Origin of the sequence: Pseudomonas sihuiensis (genome assembly GCF_900106015.1) — a bacterium.
In the GTDB taxonomy this organism is placed as follows: domain Bacteria; phylum Pseudomonadota; class Gammaproteobacteria; order Pseudomonadales; family Pseudomonadaceae; genus Aquipseudomonas; species Aquipseudomonas sihuiensis.
This window is the reverse complement of record NZ_LT629797.1, coordinates 4,924,705-4,937,077: the sequence shown is the minus strand read 5'-3', so window position 1 is coordinate 4,937,077 and position 12,373 is coordinate 4,924,705. Positions and strand designations below refer to the sequence as shown.

At 61.4% G+C, this 12,373-nt stretch carries 8 protein-coding genes; all 8 read left to right on the top strand.

Annotated elements, in window-relative coordinates; genetic code table 11:
• Positions 1–140: 140 nt before the first annotated feature.
• The 8 genes from BLT86_RS23090 to accB all read left to right on the top strand — a co-directional run bounded on the left by BLT86_RS23090 (position 141) and on the right by accB (position 12,370).
• The gene (locus BLT86_RS23090; RefSeq protein ID WP_092379865.1) at positions 141–2,714 is read left to right on the top strand and encodes a calcium-binding protein; all 2,574 of its coding nucleotides are present in this window, start codon (positions 141–143) and stop codon (positions 2,712–2,714) included.
• A 124-nt stretch (positions 2,715–2,838) separates the two neighbouring features.
• Positions 2,839–4,569, top strand: a complete 1,731-nt coding sequence (locus BLT86_RS23085) for a type I secretion system permease/ATPase (protein ID WP_092379863.1) — start codon at positions 2,839–2,841, stop codon at positions 4,567–4,569.
• 8 nt (positions 4,570–4,577) lie between these two features.
• A complete protein-coding gene (locus BLT86_RS23080) occupies positions 4,578–5,885 on the top strand; it encodes an HlyD family type I secretion periplasmic adaptor subunit (RefSeq protein ID WP_167377337.1) in 1,308 nt (435 codons plus the stop codon).
• A gap of 69 nt (positions 5,886–5,954) precedes the next feature.
• Positions 5,955–7,223 (top strand): TolC family outer membrane protein, encoded by a 1,269-nt coding sequence (locus tag BLT86_RS23075; protein ID WP_092380503.1) that lies wholly within the window; start codon positions 5,955–5,957, stop codon positions 7,221–7,223.
• Between the two features lie 108 nt (positions 7,224–7,331).
• A complete protein-coding gene (locus tag BLT86_RS23070) occupies positions 7,332–9,296 on the top strand; it encodes a methyl-accepting chemotaxis protein (protein ID WP_092379857.1) in 1,965 nt (654 codons plus the stop codon).
• Positions 9,297–9,464: 168 nt separating this feature from the next.
• Positions 9,465–11,252: a protein-disulfide reductase DsbD gene (gene dsbD, locus BLT86_RS23065; protein ID WP_092379856.1), complete on the top strand. Its 1,788-nt coding sequence runs from the start codon at positions 9,465–9,467 to the stop codon at positions 11,250–11,252.
• 159 nt (positions 11,253–11,411) lie between these two features.
• Positions 11,412–11,858, top strand: coding sequence for a type II 3-dehydroquinate dehydratase (aroQ, locus tag BLT86_RS23060; RefSeq protein WP_017678760.1), 447 nt, complete (start codon positions 11,412–11,414; stop codon positions 11,856–11,858).
• 50 nt (positions 11,859–11,908) lie between these two features.
• A complete protein-coding gene (accB, locus tag BLT86_RS23055; protein ID WP_017678759.1) occupies positions 11,909–12,370 on the top strand; it encodes an acetyl-CoA carboxylase biotin carboxyl carrier protein in 462 nt (153 codons plus the stop codon).
• Positions 12,371–12,373 lie beyond the last annotated feature (3 nt).

Below are 12,373 nucleotides of genomic sequence, written 5' to 3'. Positions count from 1 at the left end.
AAAACAGCGGACTGTTTGCCAGGTACTGAGGCTCGCCCTGCTTGTCTAGCGCCAACATCTGACGCAGGCATGCCCGAAGGTAGGGCCCACGTCGGAGCCCTTCATGCCGACATATTTAATTCAAGGAAGAATGTTCTCAGATGGCAATAATCAAGACCAACGACAATTTCGCACTGCTTACCAACATCATCGATGCCCTGAACTACAGCTTCAATGGCAACGCCAATAACGGCTATGTAGACGGCATCACGGGCGCCCTTGCCCTCCAAGCCTATCAGTTAGAGACCCGCAAGGTTTCCTGGGCCAGATTTGACGACTACAACCCATTCGTGGGAACGCCTGCAAACCTCTCGGCGAAAGTGCTCTATCGCTACGACACTACGAAACTGCTGGACGAGAATAAAAAACATATCGGCTGGGTCAACGGCTCCCGTGAGATCAAGCTGACCGACAGTAATCACTCATCCAGCTACAACAAGCTTTCCCTGAACGACAACTACGCGACGAAGAATATCGCCGGGCAGCCATTGTCCCAGACCACCATCAAGAACAACGCCAACGCAGACATTGCCCTTGCCCGGGGCTATGGCAGCGACAAGAGCCTGTCCATCACGAAAGCCAAAGCGAGCTATTCCAACAGCGAAACCTCGATAAACGGCAGTCAGACTTTTTCGGACACGATTAATTTCGTGGGGCAGGCCAACTACCAATCCACTGGTGCCCTGCAGACGCTCACCATCAACACCTACAACAAAACCCATAACGAGAAACTGACCGAAAAGAGCGGAGCGACCCAGACCACTTCTTCTTACTCCTACAGCCTCTCCTTGAGCAGCCAGCTAGGGCTGACCTACGACGCCCTGACTGGCACGTTCAAGCCCGGCAGCAAGCTGGACAGCCTCAAGTTCAATGGCCAGAGCCTCTATGCCGACGGCATGAGCAACTCCGGTTCCTATCAGGCTAGCGCCATGGCCCAAACCACCTTGGACGAGCTAGCTGATTACCTCTCATACCGGACTATTTCTCAGGTTGACCTGCTAATGGCCCTGCTGAGCGGCGACGACGTCATTACCGGCACCGACAAGCGTCATAACTGGCTCTTCGGTGGCGCTGGCAATGACAAGATCACCGGCAATGCGGGCTCAGACGAACTTTATGGTGGCGACGGCGATGACCAACTATTCGGCCTGGCTGGCGACGATCAACTATATGGTGGTGCCGGAAACGATCTGCTTGACGGCGGCAAGGGTCTCGACATCATGGTCGGTGGGGACGGCGACGACCTCTATGTCCTTGATGACATCCGCGAATTGGAGTGGATCAACCGGGATCACGAGAACACCTACTATGACGCTGGCAACGACACCCTGCGTATCACCTTCAAAGGTAGCAGCAACTCCGCTCCGGCAGTGATCGACCTGAGCGCGGTTAACCTGCTTGAAGTGGAAAACGTACAGATCGCCAGCAGCGGCCTGTTCGAGATAATCGGCAACGATGCCAATAACGTTCTCGATGCCGGCAAGACCGCCAGCATCCTTCGCGGCGGCAAGGGTAACGACACCTACCATGTGACTCACAGGGATGCTCAGGTGCACGAAAACGCCGGCGAAGGCTGGGACACGGTCATCTCCTCCGTTCACTTCACTCTCGGTGCAAATCTTGAAGAGCTTATCCTGACTGGCAGGGCTGCCCTAAACGGCACGGGCAACGCACTCAATAACATCCTGCGGGGCAACGACGGCAACAATATCCTCGACGGCGGCGCTGGTATCGATACCCTGATTGGAGGCAAGGGCAACGACACCTATATCGTCAGAAACATCGGTGACATCGTGGAGGAAAACGACAAGGAAGGCACCGATACGGCCAAGGCCCATGTCAGCTACGAACTCACCGACCACGTCGAGAACCTGATTCTCGAGGGCAGCGACCATCTCGACGGCACCGGAAACGGGCTGAAAAACGTCATCACCGGCAATTCCGGCAACAACGTCCTCGACGGCAAAGGCGGTGTCGACAGAATGATCGGCGGCAAGGGCGACGATACCTATATCGTCGACCTGATCGTCAAGGGCACAGGTACCAAGGCCACGGTCGCCCTCGAAGACAGCATCGTCGAGAAGAAAGGTGAAGGCGAGGACACCCTGCAACTACGGGTCAGCCAGGATGTCCTGGACAAAATGGCGGACGCCAGCAAAGCCACCACCCTGATCCTCGGCGCTAACCTGGAAAACCTTGACGCCAGTGACACTCAAGACCTCTGGCTCAACCTGACCGGCAACGCGCTGAACAACGTGATCCGGGGCAACGCTGGCGACAACATCCTCAGCGGCGGTGCCGGTGACGACACTCTCTATGCTGGTGAGGGCGGAAAAAACGTGCTGATCGGAGGCGCCGGAGCGGACATCATGCATGGCGGCGCAGGCGACGACACCTTCCGCTTCACCTCACTCAAGGATCTCGGCATCGGCGAAGGCAAGCAGGATGTGATTCATGGTTTCAATGAGGCAGGAGTGGACAAGCTCGACTTCAGCGCGCTCAAGGGCTGGAGCTTCAAGGAAGATGGCGTTATCACTGGCACCAAGCAGCTCTGGGCCGCGCATGACGGCAGTGACCTGATCCTCTACGGCAACAGCAGCGGCAACCTCGACGCTGACTTTTCCATCAAACTGGTCGGTGTAAGCGCACTAAGCGTGGATGACTTCATCGTCTAGAACCTAACCAACCGCCGGCTCCATCCCCGATGGAGCCGGCGCGACAAAGGTGGCAAACTGCCCGGCCGCCGACCAACCCGCCACCAAGTTCTTCGCCGCCCCCTCGACGCTCCGGACTCCCACCATGCTGCGGTTATCGCAAACCGACCTTGAACGCACCCTGCTCGCCTGTCGTACGAGCTTTTTCGCGGTGGCGCTGTTCAGCCTCTTCATCAACCTGTTGATGCTGGTGCCCTCCTTCTACATGCTGCAGGTCTACGACCGCGCAGTGGGTAGTGGTAGCGAAGCCACGCTGCTGATGCTGACCCTGATCATGCTGTTTCTGATGATCAGCCTGGGCGCCTTGGAGTGGGTGCGCTCACGTATCATGGTGCGCGTGAGTACCCGCCTGGAAAACGATCTGGGCGCCCGCCTCCACGACGCAGGCTTCAAGCTGGCACTGGACTCGGGCGGCGTGAAGGCCACCACCCAGCCGCTCAGCGACCTCAATGGCCTGCGCCAGTTTCTCACCGGCAATGGTCTTTTCGCCTTCTTCGACGCACCCTGGCTGCCAATCTATCTCGCCGTGATGTTTATCTTCCATCCCTGGTTCGGCTGGCTGGGGCTGGTCAGCTCACTGCTGCTGATTGCCCTGGCCATGCTCAACGAACGCCTGACCCAGGCTCCCCTGCAGCAGGCAAATCGCGAACAGTTGCTCGCCACCGACCTTACCGGCAAGAGCCTTAACAATGCAGAGGTCATCGCGGCCATGGGCATGCTGCCCAACCTCCGCCAGCGCTGGCTACAGCAGGTGCACAAGGTTCTGCTTCTACAGAGCAGCGCCAGCGATCGTGCCGGCGCGATCAGCTCTCTGTCGAAAACCTTCCGCCAATTGGTGCAATCGCTGATCCTAGGCCTTGGCGCATACCTGGCGATCAACCATGAGATCAGCGCGGGCCTGATGATCGCCGGCTCAATCCTTCTAGGTCGGGCCCTAGCCCCCATCGATCAGATGATTGGCGCCTGGAAGGGCTTTATCGGCGCCCGCTCGCAGTACGCGCGCCTGCATGAGCTGCTGGCCAAGGTAGCGCAGGAGCCCGAGCCCATGCCGCTTCCCAGTCCACTGGGCAGCATTGCCGTAGAAAACCTTCACGCTGGTGCCCCGGGCAGCTCCCGGCCGGTCATCAGGAATATCAACTTTCAGGTCACACCGGGCACCGCGGTCGGCATCATAGGTCCGAGCGGCTCGGGCAAGTCGACCCTGGCGCGCGCACTACTCGGTATCTGGCCAGCACTGGAAGGGCATGTTCGCCTGGATGGCGCAGACGTTAGCCAATGGCGCCGCGAGGAACTGGGCCGTCACCTTGGCTATCTACCGCAGGACATCGAGCTGTTCGAGGGCAGCATTGGTGACAACATCGCCCGGCTGGGCGAGCTGGATGCCGAGGCCGTCGTGGAGGCGGCACGACTGGCAGGAGTGCACGAGCTCATCCTGCAACTACCGCAAGGCTATGACACCCGCATCGGCGCAAATGGCGGCGGTCTTTCTGGCGGACAGCGCCAGCGTATCGGGCTGGCCCGGGCACTATATGGAAATCCCAGGGTGCTGATCCTCGACGAGCCGAACTCGAACCTCGACGAGGCAGGGGAAAAGATGCTTGCTCAGGCGCTGCAAAGCATGAAGCAGCGCGGTAGCACCCTCTTCGTCATCACCCACCACCCCAATGTGCTGGCGCAGCTCGACAGCCTGATCGTGATGAACGCCGGCGAAATGCCCCTATGCGGCCCCCGCGACAAAGTGCTCAAACAGCTGCAGAGTAAGCCAGAGCCCAGCATCAGCGGCCCTCGGCTCGCCGACCCTCAGCAGCCGACATGAATAGTCCCATGACCCCTAGCCACACCCTCCCCCCTTTGCCCATCGACGATAAGCCGATCCGGCGCCTGGGCTATGGCATTCTCTTCGTAACTTTTGGCCTGTTCGGCGGCTGGGCCACTCTGGCACCACTGGATGGCGCCGCGCTCGCCCCCGGGGTGGTTACGGTCAAGAGTTATCGCAAGACCGTGCAGCATTTGGAGGGAGGCATCGTCCATGCCTTGCATGTGCGTGATGGCGACCCGGTCCAGGTCGGCGACGTTCTTCTGGAGCTCGATGACAGCCAGCTCCGTGCAGAGTTCGAGATGGTGCGCAGCCAGTTGATCGCGCTATTAGCCCAGGAATCCCGACTGCAGGCCGAGCAGAAGACTCACGACGGCACCTTGCCAGTGCCCGATTTCGCCCCCGGCGATCCCCGCATCCGGGAAGCGATGGCCAACGAGGAGCAGATTTTCCAGACCAGACGCAGCAGTTTGTCCGGGGAAGTAAGCATTTTTGAAAAAAACATAGTGCAGCTTGAGGCGCAGATCGAAGGCCTCCAAGCCATGGTCTCCAGCAAGCAAGAACTGGCCAGTTCCTATGCCGAGGAGATTGCCGATCTGCGCGCACTGCTCGCAGAAGGCTTCATCGACATCCAGCGCCTGCGGGATCAAGAACGCAGCTTGACACGCCTTCGTAGCGAAATTGCCGAGCATCGATCGGCAATGGCCCAAGCACGTTTGCGCATAAGCGAGACGAGGCTGCAGATCCTGCAACTGAACAAAGCCTTTGCCAGCGAAGTGGCCAGCCAACTCGGCGACACCCATACCCGCGTACGGGATCTGCGCGAGCGCCTCGCAGCCATCCAGAGCCGGCTTGAAAGGACGCGGATCGTGGCGCCAGAGTCCGGCATGGTAATCGGCCTGAGCGTGCACACGGTTGGCGGGGTAATAGGCGCCGGCACGCCATTACTGGACATAGTTCCCACAGACGCGGAGCTGGTCGTCGAAGCACGCATAGCGCCTACGGACATCGACCGGGTAGCCATCGGTCGCCATGCCGATATCCGTTTCAGTGCTTTCAAGAGCAGCACCACCCCGGTGATCGAAGGAATGCTGACGCATATCTCTGCTGATCGTTTGATCGATACGGACACGGGTATGCCGTACTACCTCGGTCGTCTCGAGCTGACCGAAGAGGGCAGGGCCACTCTCGGGGGGCTGACCCTGCTGCCAGGTATGCCAGCGGAAGTACTGATCAACACGGGCGAACGCACACTACTCAACTATCTGATGCAGCCTGCCGGTGATGCACTGGCCCGCTCACTGATTGAGGACTGAAGCGTGCGCATCTCAATACTCAAGCTATCAGCCCTAGGGCTCTGTGCTCTGACGCATGCGAGTATCGCCATGGCCTCCGGCACGCCCGTCGACCTATGGGATCTGTATATCGAAACCCGCAACGCGGACCCCAGAATACTCAGAGCGGGGGCGCTGGAAAAAAGCAGTGAAGGGCGCCAACGCGAAGCTCTGGGCCGTCTGTTGCCGCAGCTCGGCGGCAACGCCAGCGTCAATAGTAGCCAGCGCGAGGACGACCTCGCCCGCAGCCGCTACAACGGCCAGGCCTATTCGCTCGGACTGAGCCAGCTGCTATACGCACCTCAGGCGTGGCGCAGCTATCAGAAGTTCTCGGCTCTCACCAGACAGAGTACATTCGAATACGAGGAGGCTCGCGTACAGGCGAGCATTGACCTCGCCGAGCGCTACTTTGCGGCACTGGCGGCCGAGGACGAGTTACGCCTGGTTCAAGCGGAACTGGACGCAACGACGCGCAACCATGTAAGGGTTGAGTCACTGTTTGCGAAGAAGATGGCCAGAGTCACGGATGTGCTCGAGCTTCAGGCCCGCGTAGATCTACTGAAAGCACAGGCCATCGAAGCGGCCAATCAGATTGAAATAGACCGGGAAGCCATTGCCGAACTGATCGGGCGCTCGCTGGAACAACCCCTGAAACGGCTCGCCACGCAACCGAACTTCCTCCCACCGCAACAGAGCCAGGAGTTCTGGGTAGAGACCGCCTTGCGCAGCAACCCGGCCCTGCTGGCCAGGGGCCAGGCACTGGATGCGGCACAAGCCGCTCTCGGGGAAGCGAAGGCCGAACACCTGCCAACCCTGGCATTAGACCTAAACGCTCAGCGCAGCGATATCGGCTACGAAGGAACTGCAACTCCCCGCTCGGATACCTACGTTGCCTCTTTGGGCGTGCAGATTCCCCTTTACAGTGGTGGCTCGACCCAAGCCAGGGTTGCTTCACTACATGCGGAGCTCGATGCGACTCAGTACGAACACGAAGCCCTGCGCCGGCAGGTAGTGCGGGAGACACGCACAGCCTACCTCAACCTCGAGGCCAGCCTGAATCGCGTGACAGCCTTGCAACTCGCCCTCGCCTCTGCCGAGCGCTCACGGACTGCGACCGAGCAGGCCTTCAGCTACGGAGTAATGAACGCCGTAGATGTTCTGAATAGCATCGAGATGGAGTTCCGCGCCAAACGAGATCTACTGCAATCGCAATACAACTACATCACCAGTTTGTTAGTTCTATATCGCTGGAGTGGGCGGCTCAGCGATACAGACATACGCCAGGTAAACAGTTGGCTGACAGCCTCTCTGTCAAACTGAGACTTACTGGCGGCTCCCGCAGAACGTGACGCAACTCACGCCGTCATCAGGATGTAACCAAACCGCAATAAGCTCGCGGGCATCGTTCAGTCGTCGATCGAGCCCGTCATGCGCCTCAAGCTGCTCACCAACCTAAACACCCTGCTGCTGGTCACCGTCTGCGTTGCGCTGGCGGCGACGCTCTGGTGGTCGCAGCGCGCGTTGCAGCAACCGGTGCAACTGATGGAGCGCTACCTGACGCTGTCCCAGCAGTTCCAGCGCGAGGTGGCCGACAATATTCAGGCCTACCTGGCCGGTGGCAACGCGGTGCAACACAGCAGCGCGACCCAGGCCATCGACGCCTTCGACGAAGCCCTCGAACAACTGCCGCAACAATTGACCACCGAGCTGCGCCCAAGCCTTGAGCAACTGCGCGACTTCAGCGCCAATCAGCTGCTGGCGGCCGGCAAACTGGCCGGTGATCCGCAAGGGCTGCTGTTGCAAGCCGAACGCGAGATGCTCGCCGCGCTGGAACAACTGACCCAGTACGTCGCAGATGCCAGCAGCCCCGCCGCCGGTGACTACCGCAAACCACTGCAGGAAGCCGGTTCGCGCCTGCTGAAGCTGGCCCACGCCCGCGAACGCTTCACCAGCCAGGGTCGTAGTGAGCTACTCGGCGACGTCGAACGCGAACTCAAGGCTCTTGCTCAACAGGCAGAGGCGCTGGATAAGTTACCGCTACTCGGCGTGCAGCAGGCCGACAGCTCTGCCAGCGTCGGTTTCGCCGCGCTGCTAGGCCTGGATGAAACACAGCAGGAGCAACAGGCGCAGGATCGTGGCATCGAGCTGAAACGCGAACTGAGCACCCTGGTACGCCGCTACCCCAGCGAACTGCAGCGTACCCGCGAGCTGGTCGAGCAACGCCAGCAATTGGCCGTGACCACCACCGAACGCGTGACCCAGGTGCAACAGGCACTGGCGGCGCTGGAGCCTCTGGTAAAAGGCGAATATGCGCGCATTCAGGGCGAGGTGCGGCTGATTCAAGGCCTGATGATCGGTCTGATCCTGCTGATCGCCCTGCTCATCGACCGCATCCAGCGGCGCCTGTCGCAAGTACTCGAGCGCCTGGTACCGGCGCTGTCGCAGTGGGCCAAAGGTGATTTCGCGACGCCGATCAGCATCAATTCCCGCACCCGCGAGCTGCGCGATATCGAAGATTCGCTCAATCACCTGCGCCGCTATCTGGTGGAGCTGGTCGCCAGCATTCGCGGCCACGCCGAGCATGTCGCCGGCTCCAGTCGTACCCTGGCCGACCTCAGCGGCGGCCTGCACGGCGGAGCCGAACGCCAGGCCGGCGATACCGCCCTGATCCGCGACGCATTGAGCGAGCTGGAAGCGACCATCGGCCAGGTCGCCCAGGATGCCAGCCAGACCGCCGACGCCAGCCGCGACGCCGACCGCGCTCTGGTCCAGGGCCAGCAGGTCATCGGCCAGAGCCTGGAAGGGCTGCACGCCCTGGTCACCGAGGTGCAGGGCAACGCCCAGGCCATCGAACGTCTGGCCGACGAGACCGCCACCATCGGCAGCGTGCTTACGGTGATTCGCGGCATTGCCGAACAGACCAACCTGCTCGCCCTCAACGCCGCCATCGAGGCCGCGCGCGCCGGCGAGGCCGGCCGCGGTTTCGCCGTGGTCGCCGACGAGGTGCGCTCACTGTCGCAGCGCACCGGCAGCGCCACCGCGGAAATCCAGGATGTCATCGGCCGCTTGCAACAAGCCGCGCATCAGTCGGTACAGGCCATGCGTGCCCAGGTCGAACACGCCGAAGCTACCGCGGGCAAGGCCGAAGCGGCCGATGGTGCGCTGGACGAGATCGTCAGCGCCATCCGCACCATCGCCAGCATGGCCGGGCGTATCGCCGAGGCCACCGCGCAGCAGAGCAATGCGGTCAGCGAGATTCGCGAACACGGCGAACGCATCCACCAACTGGGCGACGACAACCTCGGCCTGATCGCCAACGGACGCAGCGAGAGTGAACGCCTGCTGCACCTGGGTGGCCAGTTGCACAGCGCCGTACAGGCGTTTCGCGTCTAAGCGCCTGCGACACGGCAGCGCAGGCTTGATCTGCACGGGAACTCGACAAGGCCGGCCTTCTCCAAGGTTCCGCTCATCTCCGGCAATCGACGCCCCGGCGCGGCGACGACGATACGGGTGAGCGCTTTCCGGTATCATGCCGCCACCTTTCGCCGAGATATTCGCCCGATGTCACTGCGTCGACTGCTGCTTCCCCTGCTTCTGCTCTGCCTGAGCCTGCCCGCCAGCGCCAACCTGTTCGACCAGCGCCCTGCCGCCTCGCCGATTGGCGCACCGCTGAACAACAGCAGCGATTTCCTGCCGGTGCGTGAAGCCTTCAAGCTGAGCCTGGTGAGCAGCGATGCACAGGCAGTGACGCTGCGCTTCGTCGCGGCCGAGGGCTACTACCTCTATCGCCATCGATTCAATTTCAGCGTCGAACCGGCGGACCTGGTGCTCGGCGACGCCGAATTGCCAGCAGGCGAGGCCAAGCACGATGAATTCTTCGGCGATGTCGAGGTGTACTACGGCGTGCTGGATATCCGTGTGCCGCTGGACAACCCGGATAACCGCCCGCTGCGCCTGCAGGTCGGCTATCAGGGTTGCGCCGACAAGGGCCTGTGCTATCCGCCGGAAACCGAATATATCGAGATCGGTGATATGCCTGCCGCCACCAGCGGTGATGTGGCGCCGGTCGCGACAGGCTGGAACTGGAAAGAGCTGGCGCTGTTCTTCCTCGGCGGTCTGGCGCTGACCTTCACCCCCTGCGTGCTGCCGATGCTGCCGATCCTCTCCGGCGTGGTGCTGCGCGGCCAGTTGGGCGGCCTGCGCAGCCTGACTCTGTCGCTGGCTTATGTCCTGCCGATGGCCGCCTGCTTCGCCATTCTCGGCACGCTGATGGGGCTGTTCGGCGCGGGCCTCAATCTGCAGGCTCGCCTGCAATCGGCTTGGGTATTGGTGCCTTTCGCCGCCTTCTTCGCCTTCTTCGCGCTGGCCATGTTCGGCCTGTTCGAGCTGCGCCTGCCACGTTTCATCAGTGAACCGCTGGATCGCCTGGCCGGCAAGACCCATGGCGGCTCGCATCTGAATGCAGCCCTGCTCGGCGTGCTGTCCAGTCTGCTGGTCAGCCCCTGCGTCTCGGCGCCGCTGGCCGGTGCCCTGCTATATATCAGTGCCAGTGGTGATGCCCTGGGCGGCGGCCTGAAGCTGCTCGCCCTCGGCCTCGGCATGGGTACGCCGCTGGTGCTGTTCGCCGTGGGCGGTGGTGCGCTGCTGCCGAAAACCGGTACCTGGATGGTCACGGTGCGCAATGCCTTCGGCGTGCTGCTGCTGGCCGTTTCGGTCTGGCTGCTCGAGCGCGTACTGCCGGGCAGTCTCAGCCTGGCCCTGTGGGGCCTGCTGGCGGGTGGCGTGGCGGTATTCCTCGGTGCGCTGGAGTTCGGTCCCAAAACGCATCGACAGAAGCTCGGTCAGATCGCCGGTCTGGCGTTGCTGGTCTATGCCCTGGCCGCCTGGGTCGGTGCCCTGCAGGGTGCGAGCGATCCGCTCAAGCCGCTCGGCCAGTTGCAGGCCGGTGCCAGCCAGAGCAGCGCCAAGAGCGGTGCCTGGCAAACCCTGAGCAGCCCCGCCGAACTGGACGCCGCACTGGCCGAGGCCAAAGCCAGCGGCCAGCCGCTGCTGCTGGACTGGTATGCCGACTGGTGCATCAGCTGCAAGGTCATCGAGCGCGAGGTGTTCGGCAATGCCGAAGTAGGCAGCAAACTGGCCGGCTGGCGCCTGATCCGCTTCGATATCACCGAAAGCAACGCCGCCCAGCGCGCCCTGCTGGACCGTTACAAGTTGTTCGGCCCACCTGCCATCCAGTTGTTCGCCGGCAATGGTGACGAATTGCTCGATCTGCGTGTCGTAGGTGAGGTCAATGCCGCCACCTTCGTAGGGCGCCTGGATCAGGCCAGCAACCGCCAGGCAGGTCGTTGAACGCGATCATCGCCCGTTCTTAGCAAATGCCCTGGCAACGACCGAAACCAACGCTATAGTCATATTTCTGCCGCAAACGGCAGGCATCGTGTCGACTATTGCTGACATCGCGCAGCTGCGGCATAGTCCTGCGCAGCCTGAACAACAAGGAACGCGACCATGGCCACCCTACTGGTGCTGCACGGCCCCAATCTGAATCTGCTGGGCACCCGCGAGCCCGACAAATATGGCGCCACCACCCTCGCCGAGATCAATCAGGATCTGGAGCAGCGCGCCCGCGAGGCTGGCCATCATCTGCTGTACCTGCAGAGCAATGCCGAGTACGAACTGATCGACCGTATTCACGCCGCAAAGGGTGAAGGTGTCGACTTTATCCTGATCAATCCTGCCGCTTTTACCCATACAAGCGTCGCATTACGTGACGCATTGCTGGCGGTGAGCATCCCATTCATCGAAGTGCACCTGTCCAACGTGCACAAGCGTGAACCTTTCCGCCATCACTCCTATTTTTCCGACGTTGCAGTAGGGGTGATCTGCGGCCTTGGCGCCAGCGGTTATCGGCTGGCCCTGGAAGCGGCACTCGAACAACTGGCCGGGCGCGCCTGACGCGTAGCCTGGTAGACAAGTCCTACCTCACCTCTGGGAGTTGACCATTCATGGATATCCGTAAAGTCAAGAAACTGATCGAGCTGCTGGAAGAGTCCGGTATCGACGAGCTGGAGATCAAAGAGGGCGAAGAGTCCGTACGCATCAGCCGTCACAGCAAGCAACCGGCCTATGCCCCGCAGCCGATGTACGCGCCCGCACCGGCTCCGGTCGCTGCTCCTGTCGCTGCAGCTGCTCCGGGCGCTGAAGCCGCCCCGGCCGCCGCCGCGAAACTGAACGGCACCGTTGCTCGCTCGCCGATGGTCGGTACCTTCTACCGCGCTGCTTCGCCGACCTCGGGCAACTTCGTCGAAGTCGGTCAGACCGTGAAGAAGGGTGACATCCTGTGCATCGTCGAAGCGATGAAGATGATGAACCACATCGAAGCCGAAGCCAGCGGCGTGATCGAGTCCATCCTGGTGGAAAACGGCCAGCCGGTTGAGTACGACCAGCCCCTGTTCACCATCGTTTGATGC